Source organism: Clostridium budayi, assembly GCF_055396605.1.
The window spans coordinates 1786187-1811086 of the sequence record NZ_AP042456.1; the positions used below are offsets into that span (position 1 = coordinate 1786187).

Here is a 24900-nt window from a genome sequence, read left to right on the forward strand (position 1 = left end):
AACAAAGGAGGATATAGTAAATGGGTGTATTTAACAGAATATCAAATATGTTTAAAGCAAAGGCAAATTCAGCACTTGATGATCTTGAAAATCCAATTGAATTATTAGATCAAAAAATAAGAGATATGGAAGAGAGTTTAAATAAAGCAAAAATTTCATCAGCACAAATCTTTGGTAATTTAAAAAATACTGAAAAAGCAATGGAAAAGTCTAAAGAATTATCTAAAGACTATGATGAAAAAGTAAGACTTGCTATGAGTAAGAATAATGAAGAACTTGCTAAAAAAGCTTTAAAGCTTAAATTAGATGAAGATAAAAAATATGAATCATTAAAGAAATCTTATGAAGAACAAAGTGTAAAAGCAAAAGCACTTAAAGATAATTTAATTAAACTTCAAGAAGAAATTGATAAAACAAGAAGTTATAGAGATGAAGCTAGTGCAAGACTTAATAATGCTAATGCTTCAAAGCAAATAAATGAAATAATGGCTAATGTTCAAACAAAGAAAAACTCAATTAACTTAGATGATATTGAGAGAAAGATTTCAAAAGAAGAAAGTTATGCAGAAGGTTTATCTGATCTAAAAACTCCTTCTTTAGATGATGAGTTTGAAGCTTTAAATGAAACAAACCTAGATGATGAATTAGAAAAATACAGAAATAATAAATAAAAGAACTGCCTTTTAAGGCAGTCTTTTTATTTATTATAAACTATACTATAATATTTATATTTATTTAATCTTCAAAAACTATTTCTTCAGAAGATATTTTTAAAATATCTTCAAAAAACTCTTTTTGCTTCTTTCCTTTTCTTTCTATAGTATTTTCAATTATACCATCTTTAATATATAGTACTTTATGTGCAAAACTTGCAGTTAATGAATCATGAGTTACCATTAAAACTGTAATTCCATCTCTTTCATTTAATTCTTTAAATAGTTTCATAACTTCATTAGAATTTTTACTATCTAAATTACCTGTAGGTTCATCTGCAATAATTATTTTAGGTTTTGCAACTAATGCCCTACTTATTGCAACTCTTTGTATTTGACCTCCTGAACATTGTGATGGATACTTATTTAATAATTCATCAATTGAAAGTCTTTTTGCTACTTCTTCTACCCTTTTATCTATCTCTTCTAATGGAACATTTTTAAGTGTAAGAGGAACCGCTATATTTTCTCTTACAGTTAATCCATCTATTAAATTAAATTCTTGAAAAACGAATCCTATTTTTTCATATCTTAACTTACCAAGTTTTCTCTCCGTAAGTTCTTTAACGTTTTCACCATCAATTATAACAGTTCCCTTAGATGGTGTATCTATTGTAGATATTAAATTCATAAATGTTGACTTACCAGCTCCTGAAGGTCCCATTATAGATATAAATTCTCCCTCTTTAATAGTAAAATCAATTCCTTTTAATACAACTATTTTATCAGAAGTCAATTTTCCCATCATATCATACTTAATATTTATTAAGTATTCTTTATACAAATTTTTAGTTACAATTATATCCTTCATTTACCTTCCCCCTAAAGCTTCATTTGAATTTAATATTATCTTTTTATAATAAATATAACTTATAAAGAAAGTTACTATAGCAAGTAATATAAGTATTAACGCTAATATAAGTAGCATTTTTGCTTCAATTGCTCCGCCTTTTACGTATCCATAGAAGATGCATATGCTCTGTATAAGCGGCATTATAAAAACAATAAAATAATACGTAGAAACTTCTTTACTTATTATTTCAATTATTTTATCTTTAGTATATCCTAATAAAAATATTTGTTTAAATGAATTCACTCTATTTAAAGCTTCAATAATAATTTTATATATTATAGTAATTGAAAGTAAAAATGTTGTTGCAACTAATCCAATTGTACTAACTATTGAAAATTTTATATCATAGTTAACACCACCAATAATAATAGTTATAGCAATTATTATTACGCTAAAGCAAATCATTATAACAGCACTCTTTTCCATTACATATTTAAGATTTCTTAAATACATTACTTTTATTGGATCTTTTCTTCCACTTTTATTTAAATAAACTTCAATAATGTATGGTATACCATCTCTAATAAATAAAGCGAGTCCTGCTCCACCTATTATTGCAGTTATTTGTATAATAACTTCATATCCACCACTATTATAATTAATAAAGAATAGTCCTATTATAGGTACAATAAACATAATAAAATATGTAATAGTTTTAAAAGATGACAATTCCTTTTTCTTTGGTTTATATCCCTTATTTTTACTCTTTATCAAATCACATATTTCTGACCTATGTCCATATCCAACATCAAAGGCTGCAACAAAAAATATTTGAATTATTATTACCATTACAGTACATATAATTCCATCTTTAGTTATAGCAAATACCTCTCCAGAAATTCCTATTAATTTAAATGCTAAAGTATTAAAAATAGGTGATAATAAAATTCCGCCTATAACCCCTATTAAAGTTGCAAATCCACTTAAAATAGCATTTTGTACAATAAAGCTTACTGATAAATCTACTAAGCTAAGACCACTCATAAGCTCTACCCCAACTTCTCTCCCTCTTCTACTTAAGAAAAATGAATTAGAATAGTATCCTAAAAGTAATATTATTGCTGTTATAATAAGTACCATTCCACCAAAAAATATTCTGTCATCTCCATTTTCTGCTTTTATCTCTTCTAAGAAAAATAGATTAAAAACATTAAAAAGAATAACAAAACCAATTGATAAAGATAAAACATAAGCAATACATGTTTTTATATCTAGTTTAAGCATTTTTACAAAAAAATTTATTTTTCCCATATAACCCCTCCACATATTAATTTTATCATAAATAAATATGTTATTTATAAATTAATAAAATAAAAAGACTAAAGTAAATAAATAATTTCACTTTAGCCTTATATGTAAGTTATTTATGATATATTTTTTGTATTATTTCTTTCCAAAAAAGCTTGAAAAGTTTGTAAATCCATTTAAATTAAAAGTCTTTACAATTATGTCTTCTATATTTGTTATTTTCCATTCTTTATCTTTTTTAGTTAATTTGATTGTGAAGGTTTGTGTTGACTTTTTAGCATCTTTGTCTTCAATAGAATTTAATAAAAATTTAGTTACTTCTTCATCGCTTTGTTTAGCATCTATTTCAGAATCACCATTTAAAACTTTTGATAGTTCTTGTCTTATGTACTTTCTCATAATTTCATCACCATCAATTGCAGTAACTTTTACTTCTACTTCAGCATTATCTCCATCTACCTTTGTATTAATAACTTTTTCTTCAACAGATTCACATGCTTTTTTTATTAAAGCGACTTCTTCTTCAGTTTGTGTCTTAGTTGGATCTTCATTTTCTTCGCTTTGCTCTACCATTTTTTTAATTTCTTCTACATTATAGTTTTTTAATGAGTTATAAAAGTTATTTACTACTTCATCAGGTTTTTTCCCACTACAAGAAACTAATGTAAATAAAAATACACTAGTAAGCATTAACGCTAGTATTTTCTTCATATTTTTCCCCCTTAGTTAATTAATATACATTCATATATTAATATATTTAATTAACTTTATGCATAAATTCATGATTATATTTAATTTTTATTTACTTTATTCATTGAATTTTAATAAAAATCCCTTATATTCTTTACTTTAATTACTATTATTTCTATATATGTAGTAATATTTAATTAAAATTTTCTCAAAATATTAATATAAATTTATTATATGTATTTTTTAAAAATACAAAATTTTCAATACCTTTTTAAAGCCACTATTTTTCTAACATTTCACTCGTTTAAATTTTATTCAAAATTAGTAATCATAAGAAAACCTAAGATTTTATACGTTTTGGCCAAATTAAACAAGCTATATTAAATTAAACACCAAATTCAGAATAAATATAGGAATTAAGTCAAGAATATTTACCGTATATAATTTTAGTTGTATTGCATAAATAAATGAGGTGTAAATTATGGAAATGAATAAAAGCATAGTTAAAGCTTTTGCTAATCATTTAGCAGATGAAACTTTTAACTTAAAGTTATGGGATGGAGAAGTTGTTAAAGTTGGTGAAGGAGAACCTAAATTCACTATTGTAATAAATAAATTCCCAAGTAAAAAAGAATTATTATCAGATGCAAGCGTTGCTTTAGGTGAAGCTTACATGGATGGAGATATAGACTTTGAAGGAGATCCACAAGAAATATTTGAAAGTATGATGAGAAATAAAGATAGTTTCTTAAATGATAGCATTCTTTTAAAACTTGCTGGAAAGATTAAAGCTCCTTCACTTTTAAAATCAAAGAAGGATATAGCACATCACTACGATATCGGAAATGATTTCTACAGCCTATGGCTTGATAAAACAATGAGTTATTCATGTGGATATTTTAAAAGTGAAAATGATACACTTTATGATGCTCAGATGAATAAAATCAAACATATATTAAAGAAATTAAACTTAAAAGAAGGTCAAACACTTCTAGATATCGGATGTGGTTGGGGATACTTAATAATCGAAGCTGCTAAGCTTTATAAAGTTAAAGCAATGGGAATCACTTTAAGTGAAGAACAATATGCAAAAGCTACACAAAGAATTAAAGAAGAAGGTCTAGAAGACTTAGTTACAGTTAAATTAATGGACTACAGAGATCTTGCAAAATCAGGATTAAAATTCGATAGAGTTGTAAGTGTTGGTATGGTTGAACACGTAGGCCATGCAAATATTCCTCTATTCTTTAAAAATGTAGACGGAGTACTTGAAGAAAGTGGATTATTCTTACTTCATAATATTACAAACTTAGTTGAAACTGAAGGTAACAAATGGATTACTAAATACATATTCCCAGGTGGATACTTACCAACATTAAGAGAAGAAATACACATTGCAAGTGAATTAAACTTCCACGTATTAGATGTTGAAAGTTTAAGACTTCACTACATGAAGACATTACAAGAATGGGTTAAAAACTTCGAAGAACATTTAAATGAAGAAAGAGAAATGTTTGATGAAAGATTCTTAAGAATGTGGCATATTTACTTATGTTCATGTGCTGCTGCATTCCACTACTGGACTATAGACATTCACCAAACTTTATACTCAAAAGGTATAAACAATACTTTACCATTAACTAGAGAATACTTATATAGTGATGATAAATAATTTTAAAGGGATACTTTTAAAGTATCCCTTTTATTTTAATAATTAAGTTCTTTTAAACATAATCCATTAGCTGGTGCTCTATGACCTGAAAGACTTCTATCTTTTCCTTCTAATATTTTTTCAATATCTTTAGCCTCTATTTTAGAAAGGCCAACTTCAACTAAAGTACCAACTATTATTCTAACCATATTAAGCATAAAACTATTTCCGTTTACTTCTATTTTAATTATGTTTGAATCTTCTTTTATATCTATGTAATTAATTGTTCTTATAGTTGATTTTTTCTTATTTTTAAGGCTTGTAAAGCTTTCAAAATCATGTGTTCCAACAAGCAATTTACTAGCTTCTATCATTTTTTCTAAATCAAGCTTTTCTTCTACATGATAAGCATATTTTTTTAAGAATACATCCCTATAACTATTATTATCTATTGTATAAACATATGTTTTATTTAAAACATTATATCTTGCATGGAATCTATCACTAACATCTTTAATATTTTTTATAACTATATCTTCTGGTAAATATTCATTTAAATATTTTAAAATATCTTCCCTTGTTAAAGTACTATTTGTCTTAAAATTAGCTATATAATTATCTGCATGAACACCACTATCAGTTCTTCCACAACCAATTACTTGTATATCTTCTGATGTCATTTTACTTAGTACATTTTCAAGTTTACCTTGGATTGTAGCTATATTGCTTCCTTTTTGATTTTGTTTTTGGAATCCCTTATATCTTGTTCCATCATATTGTAATGTAAGTTTTAAATTTCTCATCTTTTTATATACTCCTTATAAAAATACTAAAAATATTATATCATATAATGTTTTTAATATTGTAAATTTAAACATTATTAAATTATAGTAAAGCTTTTCTTATTTTTAATAAATTTCAGTAATTTGTGATAAAATATATTTAAAGAGAGGTGATTTTAATGAAAGATATAAAAGATTTTTTTGATATTGATAAAAGCGATGAAAAGTTCCATAGACTCACTTTAAAAAATGATAAAGAAAAGCTTCTTGGTGAAAAGAAAGCTTCTGAAATAAAAGATTATTTTCATAATTTAAAGGATAAAAATGAAGAAAAAGATAAGGATGGTATTAGAGTTTTAGTTCCTAAAGATGCTTACAAATTAAAAGCATTAATTGATGACTTAAATACTATATTAAATAGTTAATAAAAATGCACTATAAATTATACTAAATGTATATTTTATAGTGCATTTTTTTAAAACTTATGAAAAGCTTGTACTACAAAACTTAACAAGTTCTCTAATCTTTTCTTCTGGCATATAGCTAATATCTATAGATGGTATTGTACAAATATTATTTATTCCAGTTAAAAGCTTAATTACATCTTTATTATTTTTATGCATAAGGTTATTATCATCATACTCATTTAATATAATTCCTTTAACTTCAATTCCAGCATCTTCTAAATATTTTACTGTTAAAGTAGTATGATTTATAGTTCCAAGACCTGATCTTGCAACGAGTATTGTACATAGTCCTAAATTCTTTATAATATCTTCAAGAAGAATTATTTCATCTCCTTCAATCTTAATAGGACAAATAGCTCCACCATTTCCTTCAACAATTAAAAACTCATATTTGTCTCTCATCCTTGTAAAGTCACTAAAAATCTTTTGAAGATTTATGTTTACTGATTCAACATGAGCAGCTAAATGAGGAGAATAATTATTGCTTAATGCATAAGACCCCATATTACTATAATCTTCATCAAGATCTGTAACATTTTTAACTTCTACAGCATCATCTGGTATAACATTACCACAGTCCCCTAAACAACCACCGTTAAATACTCCTTTAAAATATCCAGCATCAATTCCATCTTCTCTTAAAGTCTTAACGATTAATGAGGAAATAAATGTTTTACCAACTGACGTATCAGTTCCAGTTACAAAAATTCCACTTGCCATATACTTCACCTTCTGTACTACTATATTATTTTCTTATTTTGTAATTTATAGAAATTGAACTTATATTAAAAAGGTTCTACTTATCCTTCACTCAAAATACCCTACTCCTGTACCTTATTTAATAAAAATTCTAATTAAATTTCTACAATTTACCCATATAGTCTAACATCTTTTTTACAAATTTCCAAATTAAATTTTTAAGCTTCGTTAATCATCTCATTGTAAAGCTTTGCAAGTTCTACCATAGCCATATCTAATTCATTTATACTGACATAAGATGAATGAATTTTCTTTACTATTTCCCTATACCACTTCATTGCCATATCTTTATTTCTGTAATAGCATTTCTTTATTTTTAACTTTTTCTTTTTTTCACTTTCTGTAAGCTTTAATAAATAATATATATACTCATGTGCTTCACTTTTAAAGTATTCCATTCTTTTTTTACTATTTTCTCTTTCTAAACATTCGCTGCAACTACATTTTAAATCTTTAACTTCCCTATTTATACTACATACTAATCTTCTTAAAAATTCTATTTTATTATAAAGTTCATGCCAGCTAGAGCTATTTATATTAATATAATTTTTTATATCATTTTTAAATGTAATTTCCTTAATGTCATCTTCGATCATCTTTTTAACATCTAAAAATTTACCTAATTCCTTTAGTTCCTCTTCAGAACCTACTTTTAACCATTCCATATACCTTCCCCCTTCTTTAAAATATTTATATTGCTTTATTCTATGTATTATTAGTAATTTATTGAATAAAACTATAAAAAAATATAAATTTAAATGATACTATATTATATTGAAATTTATAGTATTAATGTTATAATTAATTTAAGTAAACATTTACATAAAGCAATATTTTATTTAAGGAGTGATTAATTATGGAAAACTTCCATTCATTAGCTGAGGATATAAACCTATTTCTTTTATCTAATAAAGGACAATATTTCACTTCAGAAGAAATTGATTCTTTAATCAATTCAGTACCTTATAATAATTTAAAATCTGCTTTGTCTTCTTGTAATAAGAGCGAATTTACTAATCCAATTCATCATATTGATAGTATCTGTTCTTATTTATCCAAAAGAAGACTACTTAAAAAAACAAAGAAAAATTCATTAGATGCGTTTTCAATATAATAAAATCCTATGTAAGATATTTATCTTACATAGGATTTTTAAGCATTTAAAGTTAATATTTTAGATATTATAAGAGCAATAATTGAAAATAATAATCCAATTGATAAAAAACTTATAAGTATAATATTAAATTTTAAAATTCCATGCATTAAGCTAACATAAGGTATTCCAAATATTATTAATATAAAACTTAATAATAAACTTAATCCATATATAAATACTATTCCATCAAAAGAATTAATTAAATCAGCTCTACTTAATGACATATGTGTACTGATTGAAAGAGCGATTAATATAAATATATAAAATCTTATGATTAAAAAGTTTTTTAATATAAAAAGCTCTTTTAAAATTAATAATAGTGAATCTAAAAGTGTACTTAAAAATACCTTCAAACTAAAATTATCAGCCACATTTAAATATGTATTGAAGTTTGTATTTTTTATTATTTCATTAAATGAATTTGGAAGTAATAACTTAAAACTTATTATAAGCATTAATGTTCCAACTATTACGGGAGCTACTCCTATAAAAAAGTTTCCTATCCTTTGATATATGCTTCTCTCTTCATAAGAATGTCTAACATGACCTAGTTCTCCTGATATTCCAACTCTAGTTGAAAACCACTTAACATCTATTATTTTATGCCTAAATAATATGCACATAATATAATGTCCAAATTCATGTACTGTAGTTCCTATAATTCCTGTAAATATTATTCCTTTATCTTTAAACCTTCTATATATACAACCATTCGTTACTCTTTCTATTTGTCCTATTACTAGTCCAAAAATAACAATAGATAAAATAACCCCTAAGGTAAATATTATACTAAGATTAAATATTTCTGTCATAATATATTCCTCCAAAAAGCAAATTAACATTTTAAATTAGCTAAAGACCACTAAAACTTTAGCCTAAACTTATTTTAGTGGTCTTTTAATTATATTAATTTTACTTCTTTTTTAGTCTTAATCTTGCAGGACCTCTGCTCTTTTTACCTTTGTATCTCGGAGCATCATCTTGTCTTCTTGATTTCTTTCCTCTAGGATCAGTATCTTTAAACTTTTCTCTGTTTCCTGCTTTACCTCTTCCTTTATTTTGGCTATTTTTATTAGAAGTTCTTTCGTTTGACTTCTTCTTTCCTTTATAGCCACCATTACCTTTGTTGTTATTTCCTTTATTATGAAGACTTGCTAAATATCTAGTTTCTTGTGATTGAATAAGACATTTAGGACCATTTCCTATTAAATCTTCTCTTCCAGCTTGCATTAGGGCATCATAAACTAATTTATAGTTCTTTGGCTTCTTAAATTGAAGAAGTGCTCTTTGCATTGCTTTTTCTTCTTTAGTCTTTGGAACATATACTTCTTCCATTGTAATTGGGTCAAGTCCTGTATAGAACATTGTAGTTGAAAGTGTTCCTGGTGTTGGGTAGAAGTCTTGAACTTGTTCTGGTTGATATTTTGTATCCCTTAAATATTCTGCAAGCTCTATTGCTTCTTTAAGTCCACTACCTGGATGACTTGACATTAAGTATGGAATTATATATTGTTCTTTTCCAAGTTGTTTATTAATTTTAAAGAACTTTTCTCTAAATCTATCATAAGTTTTACCTGATGGCTTACCCATATACTTTAATGCATTAGGTGCTACGTGTTCTGGTGCAACTTTAAGCTGTCCACTTACGTGATGTTCTACAAGTTCTCTGAAGAATGTATCATCTTTATCTGCCATAATATAATCATATCTAAGACCTGAACGTACAAATGCCTTTTTAACTTTAGGAAGTTTTCTTATACTTCTAAGTAAGTGTAAGTACTCTGTATGATCTACTTCCATGTTCTTGCATGGTCTTGGTGTTAAACATTGCTTGTTTTTACATGCACCTATTGTAAGTTGATGTTTACAAGCTGGCTTTCTAAAGTTAGCAGTTGGACCTCCAACATCATGTATATATCCTTTAAAGTCTTTAAGTTCTGTAATTTCTCTAGCTTCTTGTAATATTGATTCTTCACTTCTACTTTGTACAGCTCTTCCTTGGTGGAATGTAATTGCACAGAAGTTACAGTTACCAAAACATCCTCTTGAACTTACTATTGAGAATTTAACTTCTTCTATTGCTGGAATTCCTCCATCTTTTTCATATATAGGATGATAATTTTTTGCATATGGAAGTGCATAAACTTCATCAAGCTCTTCTCTTGTAAGTGGCATTTCTGGCTTATTTATAACAACATATTTATTTCCATGTTTTTGGATAAGCATTTTACCACGTACTGGATCTTGTTCATCATTTTGAATTTTAAATGCTTTAGCATATGTAACTTTATCTTCTGTTACTTCATTCTTTGAAGGCAATACTATATAGTCTCCATAAACTTCATCTAAAGAATCTATAGTATAGCAAGTACCATTTACGTGTCTTACATATTTTGCTTCAAATCCATCATTTAAAGCATTTGCAACTTCAACTACTTGTTTTTCACTCATTCCGTATATTAAAAGGTCCGCACCTGAGTCTATAAGTATTGAATTTCTTACATTATTACCCCAGTAATCGTAGTGAGCAAATCTTCTTAAACTAGCTTCAAGTCCTCCGATTATTATGTTTACATGCTTATAAGCTTCTCTTATTTTGTTACAGTAAACAATTGTTGCTCTATCTGGTCTTAATCCCATCTTTCCACCTGGTGAGTAAAGATCCTTTTCTCTTAATCTTTTACTTACAGTATAGTGGTTAACCATTGAGTCCATGTTACCACCATTTACTAAGAATCCTAATCTTGGTCTACCAAGTTTCATAAAATCTTCAGTACTATGCCAATCTGGTTGTGCAATTATACCTACTTTATATCCTGCATGTTCTAATACTCTTGAAATTATTGCAGTACCAAAACTGTGATGGTCAATATATGCGTCTCCAGTTACTATTATAAAGTCACATTGCTCCCATCCTCTATCTATCATATCTTGTTTACTTATTGGTAGAAACTCGTTTTTTATCACAATATCACCTTCTCTGTCTATTTTAAAACGTAATTATTAAAACTAATATAATTTTCTTATTTTACATCTTCCTATTTTATAATATTTTAAATTAAATTAAAACACATATTTTTATATAATAACACAAAACTATGATACTTGGCTAACTTATCTATTAATTCTTAACCATTATGCAAAATAATAACCATACCTTAAAAAAGGTATGGTTAACATATACTTTCATATAATTAATTTTCTTTAAGAATCATTTCAAGACCAATTATAGCTGCTCCTAACGCTCCACATATTTGTGGCTCATCTGCTATAAATAATTTTGCATTTAATTTCTCTTCAATTGCTTTAATTACTCCTTTATTCTTAGCAACTCCCCCTGTCATCATATACTTTTCTTCTCTTCCAACTCTATCTACAAGTCCGACAGTTTTAGTTGCAATAGATTTATTAACTCCATGGATTATATCTTTTCTTTCTTTATTATCAGCAATTAAAGATACAACTTCTGATTCTGCAAATACAGAACAAACGCTAGTAATAGTTAAATCCTCATTATATGATAATCCTTCTTCTGACATTTCTTCTAATGAAATTTCTAAAGTTTTAGCTATCATTTCTAAAAATCTACCAGTACCTGCTGCACATTTATCATTCATAACGAAGCTTTTTACATTTCCTTCTTCATCTAATGATATTGCCTTACTATCTTGTCCTCCAATATCAATTATTGTTCTAACTTCATTATTTAAAAAGTGTGCCCCTTTACCATGGCAAGTTATTTCTGTTACATTTTCATCTACAAAGTCTATATTATATCTTCCATAGCCTGTTCCAACTATTAATGATATATCATCTGGTTTAATATTTGCTTCTTCTAAAGCCATTTCATATGCTTTCCTTGCAGAATTCATACTTTTAGCTCCAGTCTTTACTATTACACTACTTAATATATTTTTATCTTTATCTACTATTATTACATTAGTAGAAGTTGAACCACTATCTATTCCCATTACGTATATTTTATCTTTATCTATTATTTTCTTCATCTTAATGTTTCCTCCAGTTAACTGTTCATTAAAAGCTTCAATACGAGTTTTTATTTGACCATTACTTTGATTTGTAAGGTCTGTTTCAACTTTAATAAGTGGAATGTTTTCTTTTTGAAGATTTAAATACTCAAAAGAATAATGATCACAGAATTTAAGTGTATGATATACTATCCCCTTTAAGTTTGGATCTAATATTAAATTTCTTCTACTATTTATATTGGCCATTCTCATACATGGAGTATAGCTTAATATTTCATTTGCGTACCACTTCATTGCATCTTCTAAATTATCAAAGCTTTTAGCTTCATTAATGTAATGTTCTTTTGAACAAGTTTCATTAACAAGTGGAAAATCTAAATTATCTTCAATTTTTCTTAAAAAGTCTTTTGAAACTTTAGCTCCTAAAACTTGTATGTAAGGCTTACTTTTATTTTCTTTCTTTTTTATGTATTTATAAAGACTTTCATTAAACTTATCTAAGCTAAACTTTTTACCTGAAAAGCTTTCATATTCTTTTATAAATTTTATTAGTTCATTTTTAAACATTTCCTTAGAACAACAGTTATTTTTTCTTGGAAGGTCCATCATATAAATAAATTTTATTGAAGGAATTTTTTCTAATGTATCTTTTAATCTTCTTATAGAATCACAACAATTAACTAAAAATACTTTATCCACTTTCTTTTCTACAAATACATCCAATAATGCTTTACTATAAGAACACATATTAGGATGAATTAAGTTTTCTGAAGCTTCAAATCTATCTATTTCACTATCTATAATAAATCCTTCTTCTGAAAATCCATCAAAAATTGCAAAAGGACTATATTTACACATACATGCTATCATTTTAAAGTTCTCCTTTATTAAGTATTTCAAAGAAAGCTTCTAATCTAGTTTTATTTTGACCTTCTTGACTATTTCTTCTATCTACTGCATCACCATCTATATTTAAAAGAGGTATATTATTTTCATTTAATATATCTTTAAGTATTAAAGATCCACCACTTGATTGCTTACATCCAAAATGGCAAAAGTTTATTACTCCATCTACATTAAGATCTTTTGCAAGATTTAATATATTGTTTCCTCTTCTTTCATATGGTCCATTAAAGGAATTTAAAATTATTTTCTTTGCTATTGATGAATAAGGATCATTTACATCTAACATTTTTAAATGATCTCCATTCATATCAGACATTATAAGTTGATAATCTTCATTTAAATCAAGGTATTCTTTTATAGATTCACTATAAAAAGGTAATAAATGTACCCAAAGAATTCTATTTTTAGCTTCTTTCATTGGATAATTTTTTATATCTTCTAATAACATCTCAAAAAACTTTAAAGAATCTTCTCTTCCCATTCCAGGGTGAGTTGCAAATACTTTAAACATTTCTGTAGTTAATGTATTTGGAAAATACTTTGTTTTTAAGATTTCTAAATAGTTTTTGTAGTATTCAATTGATTTATTTTCATTTAAGATAATCTCTTTAAGTCTATTTTCATCTAACTTTTTCTTCATATTATCTTCAATGAAAGTAACCATTTCATGAAGTTGCTCTTTTACATACATCTCTGCTTCTTTTGAATACTCATAAGGTACATCAATTATAAAGTTATCTATATTGTATATGTTAGATACACATCTAAATGTATTAATATTACCATCACAAGCTGTTGATGTTGTTATTGCAAATCTTGGCTTTTTAATAACTCCTTTAATTGCACTACCTATAAATGTTTTATGGTAAGAACATAAGCTATCAGATATTCCATTAGATTCTGCTACATCTATAAATGCATCTTCACATCTTGCACCTGATATATAAGATGAATACGCTTCTATAAGCTGTGGATGAATATCAAAGGCATGTAAAAACTCTGTTGGAGTAAATACATTAACAAAGGCAGTATTTTCTGGATCTTTCATAGGTTCTAATGTATATTTCATACAAAGTTTAGATAAGTATCTAAGTGATTTTGGAAGATTTTTATCTCCAAAAAATTTTAAATTTAAGTATTCAGCATTATATCCTAGTTTTAGTAACTTTGTTACTTTCTTTGGATTATCTAAATTACTTTTAATTATGTCGCTATAAATCTTTATAAAGTCCATATTATCTCCTTAAATAATTTTTTTATTTAAGTATATCTTAAATTTATTTACAGACCTTTTCTAATGTATGTATATAAAATGAATAAACATTGCTTTTTAAAGTAGACTATATTTTAAGTAAAATTTGATAATTTATAAATAATAAAAGGACAAGTTATATTGCCCTCTTATTTTAATAATTTTTGCTCATTAAGATATATTTTTATTTCTTCATCTGTTAATTTACGTATTTGAGCACTAGAACTTTCTATATATTGCTTTGATATATAAATAGGTTCTTTTTCTTTACATATCTTCCCCTTATTTTTTAATAAATATTTTTCTAAATCATCCTTAGTATGAAAAATCTTATATGAAACTCTATTATTTTTTCCTACAATTTCATATATACCACAAATATCATTACAGATTACCTCTGCTGCCTTTAAATATAATCTAGCAATTTCTAATGTTTTAAATGGGAAATTCCATCTATAAACACCTCTTTTTTCATCACTATTAATACATATACATCTACCGCATGTTGAACATATATATTGAATATGATTTTCTAAACAATCCTTTGGTTTTAAAATTGGTGTTATTCTTGAATTATCGCTATAACATTCCCTACAAATCATAACTATCCCCTTTTATTTATAAAATATAATTATTAATTATCCTATACGTTAAATTATACAGGATATTCTACTAAATTTTCTAAAGATATATAATATTTGTTTATTTTTGCTAAAAGTATATAATATAAATATACTAATGGTTAAAGGGAGTGTTATTTTATGAAAGAATTTAAAGGACAAGATGTTTTAAGAAATCCATTTCTTAATAAAGGAACAGGATTTACAGAAGAAGAAAGAAAGTCATTAGGCCTTGTAGGACTTTTACCTAATGAAGTTAGAACTATAGAAGAACAAGAAGTTTTAGTTTATGAAAAAGTTTCTACTATAGAAAATAATTTAGATAAGCATTTATACCTTATGGATTTATATAATAAAAATCGTACATTATTTTACTATACAATTGGAAAACATATAAAAGAACTTTTACCTATAATATATACTCCAACTATTGGAGATGCTGTTATGAATTACTCAAATAATTTTGATGGTCCAAGTGGTGCAGTATTTTTATCAGTAGAACATAAAGATCTTATAGAAGAAGCTTTAAAAAATGGAGCAAAAGATTTAGATGAAATTAAGCTTATAGTTGTAACAGATGGTGAAGGTGTTCTTGGAATTGGTGACTGGGGTGTAAATGGTGTATCTATTGTAGTTGGAAAACTTGCTGTTTATACAGTAGCTGCTGGTATTAATCCAAGAAATGTACTACCTGTTGTAATTGATGCTGGTACTAATAATGAAAAACTTTTAAATGATCCATTCTATTTAGGAGAAAAACATCTTAGAATTTATGGTGAAAAGTATGATGAATTTATAGATGAATTTGTTAAAGTTTCAAATAAATTATTCCCTAAAGTTTTATTACACTTTGAAGACTTTGGACGTAGTAATGCTAGAGACATATTAGAAAAATATAGAGATAAAATATGTACTTTTAATGATGATATTCAAGGAACTGGTGTAATGATGGTTTCTGCTATGAATGCTATAGCAAGAGTTACAAATAAACCTATTAAAGATCATAAGATTGTTGTATTTGGTGGTGGTACTGCTGGTATTGGAATATGTGATCAAATATTATTTGAAATGGAAAGTCAAGGTTTAAGCCATGAAGAAGCTTTAAACAGATTTTATGTAATTGATAGATTTGGTCTTATTACAAATGATTTAGAAAATCTTACAGAAGGTCAAAAGAAATATGCTAAAAATAGAAGTGATTTCCCAAAAGATTCTTCTTTAGAAAAATTAGAAGATGTAATTGAACTTGTAAGACCTACTACATTAATTGGTACTTCTGGAGTATTTGGAGCTTTCTCTGAAAAAGCTGTTAAACTTATGGCAGAATTTAATGAAAGACCTGCAATTATGCCAATATCAAATCCAACAAGCCATAGTGAAGCTACAGCCTCTGATCTTATTAAATGGACAGAGGGAAAAGCTTTAGTTGTAACAGGAAGTCCTTCTGATCCAGTTCACTATAATGGTGTAACTTATAATATAGGACAAGCTAATAATGCTTTATTATATCCAGGTCTTGGTCTTGGTATTATTGTTTCAAAACCAAGTAAGGTTACAGATTGTATGTTATCTAAAGCAGCTCATGCAATTGCAGAGCTTCAAGACTTAGATGAAGTTGGAGCATCAATTTTGCCTCCAGTAACCCTACTTAGAGAAACATCTAAATTAGTTGGTATAGCTGTTTGTGAAGAAGCTATACTTGAAGGATTAAACAGAGAAAATATAGAAAATTCTAAAGAAGCTGTATTAAAAGAAATATATGAAGCTTATTATTAGGATATGTTTTAATTCAGTGTTGATAAATAAATATAAAAGTGGACAGCTAATTTGTCCACTTTTTTCTATACTTACTATATTTTTATTAATATCTATTACTTATTCTCGTCTTTTAATTTATCTTCATCATCCTTAAAGGCTTCTTCTGGCATATATGCTAACAAAAGAAATAATAAAAATATAACGATTCCGTTTAAAATTCCACTATTTCCAAATCCTATAGAAAATATTAATAAAATAATATCTATAATAACTATGGTTTTGCTATGTTTTTGTATATATTTTTTTATCGATTCCAAATAAGTCACTCCCATTTTATAATGCAATTATTATATCCTTCATATTCTTATTATATATTTTTTTAGGTTATAATCCTAGAAATTATGAAAATAAAATCCTTTTTAAATAAATATTGGTTTTTCTCTTAAAATCCTTAATCATAGTATAATTTTTTTCATAATTTCAGAATTCATATTATTACCAATTTATTCATTAAATACTATATAATTTCGCTATTTAGCGTGATAAATTGGTAAAATATTTTAATATTATCTCATTTTTCCACGCATTTTTTGAATTATATTAAATTTTATTCGTAATTTTTTTATTTATTTATCAACATTTCGTCAATTTTATTGATAATATAATACTTGTAAACATTATGACTTAACATAATTTTATGTAAACATTTATGTAAACATGCACAATCGAAATTTTTACTATTTTATTTCTTTATTTTTATATGTTATTCTTATTTTCGACGATACGAACCGGAGCGTTTAGTGTTGTTTTTTTATTTTTTATTTTTGGAGGACAAGCAATGAACAAAATTAAATGTAAACAATTAACCATAAAACTAATTTTCTTCTTCCTAGGTGTTTGGATAATCCAAACTGGGGTTGCTCTATTTATAGGCGCTGATATCGGATCAGATCCATTTACAGTATTTACACTAGGACTTGCAAAGATTTTTAATATTACTCCTGGTTTAGGAAATATGATTATAACATTCACGTTCCTAGTTATAATATTTATTTTCTCAAGAAAATCAATAAATATAGGTACAGTACTTGCAATGATTTCAGCAGGACCATTTATCGATTTAATGAATAACACATTTAAAATTATACCATTTGCTGAATTTAACTATTTAACTAAAGTATTAGTTTTAATTTTAAGCTGTGTTATTATAGCAATTGGTTTCTCAATGCTTAAGGCTACTGATTTAGGGGTTGCACCTAATGACCTTATACCACTTATAATCGCTGATTTTTCAAAGAAAGAATATCGTTGGATTCGTATATGCATGGATGTAACTTTATTCGTAGTTGGATACTTATTAGGTGGTATCAATAAAGAAGCTGGTATTAGTGCATTTGGTGGTACAGTAATCGCTGCACTACTTACAGGACCATTCATCCAATTCTTTATGCCAAAACTTGAAAAATTCGTTCATAAGTGCATATATGTTGGAGAAGATTGTTCCTCAAATTCAATAGCAGAATAATTTAATTAATATAAAAAGGATGCAAAATTTTGCATCCTTTATTTTTTTGCTCAGCTATATATATTTTTTCTGTTATATTATTGAAATCAGAGTTTGGATTCCATGCTCCATCTTTTTTTGTATATATTACTGTATTTTCAGTTTCTTTTGTAGGAGCTTCTTCATAAGCTTTTATTATTATGTCCGCTACATCTTTTTGAATTTCTTCTAATTTTTTATTTTCAAAATTATCAGCTTTTGAATATTCATTAATATTATTTTCTATCATTTCATCTAATTTAGTACCATCCACAGCTTTACTTTTTATATCAAATGATATAAAATCCCTTTCATCAGTTTTTTTAATTATTTCATATTCAACACTTTGAACTCTCTTTTTTAATGCATCTATTATTCTTTGACCGTTTTCATTACCATAAGTAGTTTTTATTTCCATAAAGTTAGCTCTATTCGCAGCATCACATTGTTTACGTACTTTCTCGTATTCTTCCTTTGTAAATTCATCCTTAATTGTGCCATCTTCATAATCTCTAAGTTCTACTATTTCAAGATTAGCCTTTAACTTCTTTTCTAATTGTTCACTAGTAGATCCACATCCTAATAGACCAATTGCCATAATTCCAGTAGCTAACCCCGCAAATATTTTTTTAAATTTCATATTTTCATCCCCATAAAAAATATTATTTTTAACCATATTTATATATGCAGAGTAATTAACTAGGGTGTTTATTATTTTTTATTAAATTTAATTATAAAAAAATTAGGAGCATATATATAAATGCTCCTAATTTTCGTAATATGATATTTTTAAATAGTATTTATAATTAACATTACAATACCTTGAATTAAACCTATAGCTCCACCTAGGATAAATCCTAAAACTTCAATATGCTTTAATTCATTTTTGCATACACTTATAATTATTCTTTCAAGTTCTAAAAGGTCTAGGTTCATTATTTTTTCTTCCACAATTTCTTCTATAACTACCTTTTCTTTAACTTTATCTATAAGTCTTTCTTCAATATCTTCTAATGCTACTCCCATTTCGTTATTTATAACATTATCTATAGGACCTTGTACCATCATTCTAAAAGGTGCAGGTATAAAGTCCATCTTTTCACTGACAACTCCTCTAATTTTATCTTTAACATAGTTTAGAAGTTCTTCTTTATCACTACTACTGAATCCTTGTTTTATAAGATCATCAACTGTAATAAGTTCTTTAGATACAACTTTAGCAATATTTTTTGCTATTTCATCCTTTCTTTTTGGTATAAGTCCAACTATTTCTATATTTAGTATAGGAATTTTTATAGGCTTTATTGGTCTAAACATAAGCTTTATAGCTAATATATTAGTAATCCATCCTATTATACCTCCAATTAAGGCAAGTACAATTATTAAAATTATGCTTTTCATATTTATGATTCCTCCATTTTAGTATGAAATTACTACAATTATTAGATTACAATATTTTTTAAAATCCGTCCACTTTTCTAAAGCCTTCTATCATCTTCTTTAGTTAAATAATTATTTTTAATACACCAATTAATATCTTCTATAAGTCTCTCTCTATCCTTCATAAGATCACCTTTAAGACTTACATAGTTAGATGCATGATTACTTCTAAAAACTATATTTTCTTTAGTTTCTATATTTTGAAGCATAATCTTTATTTCTTCTAATATTTCAATATTATTTAATAGATTAAACTTACCTTCCTTTATATTTTCATATATTAAAGTGTTTTGCTCAACCATTAAGCTTAAAATACTTGCATAGTTTGGAGAAATCTCACCTATTATTTTACCAGTCTCTACTGCATGAATGTTTGACTTTTCTCTTCCAGCTATTCCTGCAATAACTGTTACAGATAATAATATATTACTATCTTTTATCTTCTTTGATGCTTCTATTAATTCTTCCCTAGTTGCACCTTTATTTATATCCTTTAATACTTCATTGCTTCCACTTTCTACTCCCATATAAACCATTTTTAAATTAAGGTTTCTAAGTTCTATTAATTCCTCTTTTGTTTTTCTCATAATAGATTTTGGAGAAGTGTACATAGTTATTCTTTCACACTCTTTAAATACCTTGTTTAAATAAAGCATTATTTCTCGTAAAGTATTCATATCTATTATTAAAGCATCTCCATCTGCTAAAAATATTCTATCTACTCTACTATACATTTTTCTAAATTCATCAATTTCTCTTTTTATAACATCTAAAGGTTTTATCCTAAACTTCTTTGATTTATACATATTGCAAAATGTACACTTATTATGAGAACAACCAAGAGTTACTTGTATTATTAGACTGTTAGCTTCGCTTGGTGGTCTATATAAAGGCATGTCATACATTTTTAACACTTCCTCTTTTATTGTTTAATTTTTTATATGTTATCTTAAATACTAAAGTAAATAATATAGTTAAAACTATAATAATTACTGCACATAACATAAAATACTCCTCTGGAAGAGCATTTATTACCGGGTCTTTATCTGGATCAAATATCCAGTAATCATTATTAAAAAATATACTATGGAATTTATTAAATACAGAATTAAAATCTAAGAAAATAGCAGCTAATAGCCCTAGAAATATTGCTATAGTTGCATTAAAGGTATATTTAAATGAATCTATAGGAAACCTCATTACATTTCTTTTATTAAGTAAATATAGTAATAGACCTAAAATTAAAAGTATTATAAATAAGATTTCAATAGCTATTATTATTTCTTTTACTTCATAAAAATGAAACTTTCCTTCTGCACTCATCTTAAAATTATTAAAGCTTAAATCCTTTATAAATGGATTCCTTATATAACTAATTACCCTATTATAATCTTCAATTAAATTTTCCTTTGAAACATTTGTTTTATCTACAATATGAAAAATATTTATGCTTAACTTGTATATAAATGTTCCATTTAATACAATCAAAACTGAAGAAACTAAGCTTACTAAAAATAAATAAAAAACCCCTATTATCTTTTTTAAAATTCCCATACATACTCCCTATAAACTATATAAGATATCCATTAATATTTTACCATATTTTATAAATTTAAAAAGCCTAAACTTAAATTTAGCTATACTTTTTCTTTTAAAAAAAGGAGTACATAAGTATGTACTCCTTATAAAGATAACCTTCTTATTCCATTACAACATCTTCTACAGTATTTTCTTTATTTGATTTAACAGATTTAGTTATAATCTTTCTAGCCATATCAAATGGTATTATTGTTAAGGCTAATAGTATAATTAAAGCCCAATTTTTAATACTAATAGGAGTACATTTAAATAAATCTCCTCCAATGTATGTTAAAGCAACTTGAACTATAACTATAATACCCATAACTCTTATAAAGCCTTTATTTTCTGATAAATTCTCTAATAAATTTATACCCTCATTTCTAACATTAAATCCATTCATAACAGCAATAAGAACAAATAATGAGAAATATCCTGTCATAAATGCTTCTTTACTTTCAAACTGATTTAAGAAAAATGGAGTCTTTAAGAATATAAAGCTTAATATAGTTATAAAAAGACCTGCAAATAATACTTGCTCCATCATAAGCTTTGAAACTATACTTTGACTTCTAGACTTTGGCTTTTCTTTCATATACTCTTTAAGAGCTGGTTCTGCTCCAAGTGCTAATGCTCCAAGTCCATCCATTACAAGGTTAATCCAAAGAATATGAGTAATACTAAGTGGCTCATCAATTCCTAAAAACGGTGCAATGGCACAAATAGCAACTGCTGAAACATTTATAGTTAATTGGAACTTTATAAACTTTAATATATTATTATATATTGTTCTACCATAAAGAATTGCATTTTCAATTGATTTAAAGTTATCATCTAATATAACAATATCTCCAACTTCCTTTGCAACATCAGTACCAGATCCCATAGCAAATCCAACATCTGCTCTCTTAAGTGCAGGGGCATCATTTACTCCATCACCAGTCATTCCACAAACTAAGTTTAACTCTTGAGCAATCTTTACCATTCTTGATTTATCAGTTGGAAGCGCTCTTGCTATAACCCTTAAGTTTGGAAGAATTTCTTTTATTTCATCATCTGTCATATTGTTAAGTTCTTCTGATGTTAAAGCAATATGATGACTTTCAGTTATAAGACCACTATCTTTAGCTATAGCTACAGCAGTTTCTTTTCTATCTCCTGTAATCATAACAACTTGAACTCCAGCATTTTGAACTTCTTTAATAGCAAGTTTTGCTTCTGGTCTTACATCATCTCTTATTCCTACAAATCCTACAATAACTAAGTCATCTGGAAGTTCATCTATAACTAATTCACTTTCACTATAAGCAAATGCAAGCACTCTCATTGCCTTATCTGCTAGTTCATCAATTTTTATATCAACTTTATTTCTATCTAGTGATACAATTTCACCATTTCCATTTATATATTTCTTTGCTTTTTTAAGAAGTTTTTCAGGTGCACCCTTATAAACTGTAAAATTATTTAATTGTGCCGCTGAATATTTATTTTTAGAATTAAATTGTTGAGTATTTTTTATAGTTATATCACTATACTTACTCATTTCTTGTTCAGTTAAGAAATGTAATAATGCTTTATCTGTTGCATTACCACCTATTATTTCTCCTTTAGCATCAAACATTGCAGTAGTATTTTTACCAATACACATTCCTACTAGTTCTTTTACTTTTTCACTATTATTATAGCTATCTTTTATATTCCCATCAAAGAATTCAACAACTTCAAGTTGTCCCTTAGTTATTGTTCCAGTCTTATCACTAAATAATATATTAAGTGAACCTGCTGTTTCTATTCCTATAGGTTTTCTTACTAATACATTATTTTGAAGCATCTTTGCTGTATTTCTCATTAAAACTATAGCAATCATAAGAGGTAATCCTTCTGGAACTGCCATTACAATTATTACAACAGCAAGCATTAATGTTTCTAATAAGTCTTTAAATACATATACAAATCCACTATCAAAATATGCTCCTACTCCACCCATTAAAATAATCTTATTTAATATTAAAGCAAAAGCAATACCAACTGCTCCAATGTACCCAAATTTGGATATTTTATTAGCTAAATCAGTTAATTTAACTTTAAGTGGACTTTCTACATCTTCATCTGCCATATCTTCAGCCATTTGTCCCATTACAGTATTCATACCAACTTTTTTAACTTCCATTATTCCATAACCATTAAATACAACAGCGCCTCTAAATAATGAATGCTTATCTACAAATATATCTCCTGTAATTGCAATTTCATCATTATAATTACTAGATTCCTCTATAGCAATTTTTTCGCACTCCTCAGCTTCACCATTTAATGCTGAATTATCAACTCTTAAATCCCCACTTATAAGTACACCATCTGCTGGTATCTTATCTCCAAATTCAAGAATGACTAAGTCAGAAACAACAACATCATCAACTAGTATTTCTACAGCTTTTCCATCTCTATATACTTTACAAGTATCTTTTTCTGCACTATTTTTAAGCTTTCTATACTCATTATCTGAAGCCATTTCTGTTTTTGCAGATATAAATGTTACAAGGAATACTGATATAACTATACCAACTAATTCACCCCACTCGGCATATCCCATTACTGCCATTACCGCAAGTATTCCTGCAATTGCAAGTAATAACTTTATCATAGGATCTCCAAAGGCCTCTTTAAACTTTTCTAGAAAAGTTTCTGGCTTTGCTTCTTCTATAAAATTGCTCCCATGTTTTTCCCTACTCTTTTCTACTTCTTCTTTACTTAAACCCTTATACAACTTTTTTACTCCCATCCCTATTTTTTTATTATATAAAATACTATGCTAAATTTCTTTAGCATAGTATTCATAACAAAGTTTATTTTTTTATTGATATAATGCTAAAACTCCATTTAAATCAGCTATTTTCCCTTCTCCAATAGCTTTAAATTGCCACTCTATTCCATCTCTATAAAGCTCTGCAAAGATTACTGAAGTTGCTGTTGATCCATTCTCTTTTAAATTAAATCTACATAATTCTTTTTCTCCATTATTAGCGTCTAACAATCTTACATAAGAATTATCTACCATACCAAAAGTTTGTCTCTTTTCCATAGCCTTATCAATTGTAACTACGAAAACTATTTTTTGTATATCGCTACTTACTTGATTTAAATTAATTTCAATTCTTTCATCATCGCCTTCTCCAGCTCCAGTTCTATTGTCTCCTCCTAAAGAAATACCTTGTCCTACTTTATTATTGAAAAATATTACGTTAGATACTGTGTTAAATTTATTATTTCTATCTAACATAAATGCAGCTATGTCTAAATCAAAATCTGTTCCACCTCTTGAAATATCCCATCCTGCCCCTAAGATTACTCTTTCAAGACCTGGATTTCTCTTAGTTAAATCAAGAATTGAATTTTTTTCTAAATTTAATATATTTGGTGTCATTCCATTATTGTTATTATTATTTTGAAATGGGTTTACACCACCTAAATTAATTCCCATATATATATCCCCTC

24 protein-coding genes are annotated in these 24900 nt (G+C 26.6%); 6 read left to right on the top strand and 18 right to left on the bottom strand.

The features are described 5' to 3' along the window. Positions 1 to 20 precede the first annotated feature (20 nt). A complete protein-coding gene (locus ACZ5TJ_RS08505; RefSeq protein ID WP_464198775.1) occupies positions 21 to 671 on the top strand; it encodes a PspA/IM30 family protein in 651 nt (216 codons plus the stop codon). Between the two features lie 64 nt (positions 672 to 735). On the opposite strand, the gene ACZ5TJ_RS08510 is transcribed toward ACZ5TJ_RS08505, so the two are convergent. The 3 genes from ACZ5TJ_RS08510 to ACZ5TJ_RS08520 form a co-directional block, all read right to left on the bottom strand. Next, positions 736 to 1524 (bottom strand): ABC transporter ATP-binding protein, encoded by a 789-nt coding sequence (locus tag ACZ5TJ_RS08510; protein WP_464198777.1) that lies wholly within the window; start codon positions 1522 to 1524, stop codon positions 736 to 738. Further along, the gene (locus ACZ5TJ_RS08515) at positions 1525 to 2817 is read right to left on the bottom strand and encodes an FtsX-like permease family protein (RefSeq protein WP_464198779.1); all 1293 of its coding nucleotides are present in this window, start codon (positions 2815 to 2817) and stop codon (positions 1525 to 1527) included. It abuts the gene before it with no gap. A 132-nt stretch (positions 2818 to 2949) separates the two neighbouring features. Further along, positions 2950 to 3525, bottom strand: a complete 576-nt coding sequence (locus tag ACZ5TJ_RS08520; RefSeq protein WP_464198781.1) for a DUF5105 domain-containing protein — start codon at positions 3523 to 3525, stop codon at positions 2950 to 2952. A 460-nt stretch (positions 3526 to 3985) separates the two neighbouring features. Here ACZ5TJ_RS08520 and ACZ5TJ_RS08525 point away from each other — a divergent pair, with 460 nt between their 5' ends. Beyond that, positions 3986 to 5176 (top strand): class I SAM-dependent methyltransferase, encoded by a 1191-nt coding sequence (locus tag ACZ5TJ_RS08525; protein WP_464198783.1) that lies wholly within the window; start codon positions 3986 to 3988, stop codon positions 5174 to 5176. 35 nt (positions 5177 to 5211) lie between these two features. On the opposite strand, the gene truA is transcribed toward ACZ5TJ_RS08525, so the two are convergent. Continuing rightward, positions 5212 to 5958 (bottom strand): tRNA pseudouridine(38-40) synthase TruA, encoded by a 747-nt coding sequence (gene truA / locus ACZ5TJ_RS08530; protein ID WP_464198785.1) that lies wholly within the window; start codon positions 5956 to 5958, stop codon positions 5212 to 5214. A gap of 158 nt (positions 5959 to 6116) precedes the next feature. On the opposite strand from truA, the gene ACZ5TJ_RS08535 reads away from it, so the two are divergent. Then, positions 6117 to 6362, top strand: a complete 246-nt coding sequence (locus ACZ5TJ_RS08535) for a hypothetical protein (RefSeq protein WP_055206813.1) — start codon at positions 6117 to 6119, stop codon at positions 6360 to 6362. Positions 6363 to 6419: 57 nt separating this feature from the next. Here ACZ5TJ_RS08535 and bioD read toward each other — a convergent pair whose 3' ends face one another. After that, complete coding sequence (gene bioD, locus ACZ5TJ_RS08540) at positions 6420 to 7124, bottom strand: dethiobiotin synthase (RefSeq protein ID WP_464198789.1); 705 nt, start codon at positions 7122 to 7124, stop codon at positions 6420 to 6422. A gap of 197 nt (positions 7125 to 7321) precedes the next feature. Next, complete coding sequence (locus tag ACZ5TJ_RS08545; RefSeq protein WP_464198791.1) at positions 7322 to 7828, bottom strand: hypothetical protein; 507 nt, start codon at positions 7826 to 7828, stop codon at positions 7322 to 7324. A 191-nt stretch (positions 7829 to 8019) separates the two neighbouring features. Between ACZ5TJ_RS08545 and ACZ5TJ_RS08550 the strand changes: the two genes are divergently transcribed. Next, complete coding sequence (locus ACZ5TJ_RS08550; protein ID WP_464198793.1) at positions 8020 to 8277, top strand: hypothetical protein; 258 nt, start codon at positions 8020 to 8022, stop codon at positions 8275 to 8277. Positions 8278 to 8315: 38 nt separating this feature from the next. Here the strand turns inward: ACZ5TJ_RS08550 and ACZ5TJ_RS08555 are convergent, their stop codons facing one another. From ACZ5TJ_RS08555 to ACZ5TJ_RS08575, 5 genes are all read right to left on the bottom strand, one after another. Next, complete coding sequence (locus tag ACZ5TJ_RS08555) at positions 8316 to 9131, bottom strand: hypothetical protein (protein WP_464198795.1); 816 nt, start codon at positions 9129 to 9131, stop codon at positions 8316 to 8318. A gap of 100 nt (positions 9132 to 9231) precedes the next feature. Then, on the bottom strand, positions 9232 to 11247 hold the full coding sequence (locus ACZ5TJ_RS08560; protein WP_464202300.1) for a YgiQ family radical SAM protein: 2016 nt from the start codon (positions 11245 to 11247) through the stop codon (positions 9232 to 9234). Positions 11248 to 11513: 266 nt separating this feature from the next. Continuing rightward, positions 11514 to 13178, bottom strand: coding sequence for an acyl-CoA dehydratase activase (locus ACZ5TJ_RS08565; protein WP_464198797.1), 1665 nt, complete (start codon positions 13176 to 13178; stop codon positions 11514 to 11516). Position 13179: 1 nt separating this feature from the next. Continuing rightward, entirely contained in the window at positions 13180 to 14448 is a 1269-nt protein-coding gene (locus tag ACZ5TJ_RS08570; protein WP_464198799.1) for a 2-hydroxyacyl-CoA dehydratase subunit D, read from the bottom strand. Between the two features lie 167 nt (positions 14449 to 14615). Next, complete coding sequence (locus ACZ5TJ_RS08575; protein ID WP_464198801.1) at positions 14616 to 15068, bottom strand: hypothetical protein; 453 nt, start codon at positions 15066 to 15068, stop codon at positions 14616 to 14618. A gap of 159 nt (positions 15069 to 15227) precedes the next feature. On the opposite strand from ACZ5TJ_RS08575, the gene ACZ5TJ_RS08580 reads away from it, so the two are divergent. Continuing rightward, entirely contained in the window at positions 15228 to 16862 is a 1635-nt protein-coding gene (locus ACZ5TJ_RS08580) for an NAD-dependent malic enzyme (RefSeq protein ID WP_464198803.1), read from the top strand. Between the two features lie 95 nt (positions 16863 to 16957). Here ACZ5TJ_RS08580 and ACZ5TJ_RS08585 read toward each other — a convergent pair whose 3' ends face one another. After that, on the bottom strand, positions 16958 to 17161 hold the full coding sequence (locus ACZ5TJ_RS08585; protein ID WP_464198805.1) for a hypothetical protein: 204 nt from the start codon (positions 17159 to 17161) through the stop codon (positions 16958 to 16960). A 521-nt stretch (positions 17162 to 17682) separates the two neighbouring features. Between ACZ5TJ_RS08585 and ACZ5TJ_RS08590 the strand changes: the two genes are divergently transcribed. Further along, the gene (locus ACZ5TJ_RS08590) at positions 17683 to 18369 is read left to right on the top strand and encodes a YczE/YyaS/YitT family protein (RefSeq protein ID WP_464198807.1); all 687 of its coding nucleotides are present in this window, start codon (positions 17683 to 17685) and stop codon (positions 18367 to 18369) included. Position 18370: 1 nt separating this feature from the next. On the opposite strand, the gene ACZ5TJ_RS08595 is transcribed toward ACZ5TJ_RS08590, so the two are convergent. The 6 genes from ACZ5TJ_RS08595 to ACZ5TJ_RS08620 all read right to left on the bottom strand — a co-directional run bounded on the left by ACZ5TJ_RS08595 (position 18371) and on the right by ACZ5TJ_RS08620 (position 24886). Beyond that, the gene (locus ACZ5TJ_RS08595) at positions 18371 to 19027 is read right to left on the bottom strand and encodes a hypothetical protein (protein ID WP_464198809.1); all 657 of its coding nucleotides are present in this window, start codon (positions 19025 to 19027) and stop codon (positions 18371 to 18373) included. Between the two features lie 149 nt (positions 19028 to 19176). Then, positions 19177 to 19788 (bottom strand): DUF445 domain-containing protein, encoded by a 612-nt coding sequence (locus tag ACZ5TJ_RS08600; protein ID WP_464198811.1) that lies wholly within the window; start codon positions 19786 to 19788, stop codon positions 19177 to 19179. A gap of 77 nt (positions 19789 to 19865) precedes the next feature. Continuing rightward, entirely contained in the window at positions 19866 to 20732 is an 867-nt protein-coding gene (locus ACZ5TJ_RS08605; protein ID WP_464198813.1) for a radical SAM protein, read from the bottom strand. Then, positions 20725 to 21381 carry a TIGR01906 family membrane protein gene (locus ACZ5TJ_RS08610; RefSeq protein ID WP_464198815.1) on the bottom strand — a complete coding sequence of 219 codons (657 nt, stop codon included), beginning with the start codon at positions 21379 to 21381 and terminating at the stop codon, positions 20725 to 20727. The genes ACZ5TJ_RS08605 and ACZ5TJ_RS08610 overlap by 8 nt, the downstream gene beginning before the upstream one ends. 145 nt (positions 21382 to 21526) lie before the next feature. Continuing rightward, positions 21527 to 24172, bottom strand: a complete 2646-nt coding sequence (locus ACZ5TJ_RS08615) for a calcium-translocating P-type ATPase, PMCA-type (RefSeq protein ID WP_464198817.1) — start codon at positions 24170 to 24172, stop codon at positions 21527 to 21529. Between the two features lie 87 nt (positions 24173 to 24259). Then, on the bottom strand, positions 24260 to 24886 hold the full coding sequence (locus ACZ5TJ_RS08620) for a TerD family protein (RefSeq protein WP_464198819.1): 627 nt from the start codon (positions 24884 to 24886) through the stop codon (positions 24260 to 24262). Between the last annotated feature and the right edge of the window lie 14 nt (positions 24887 to 24900).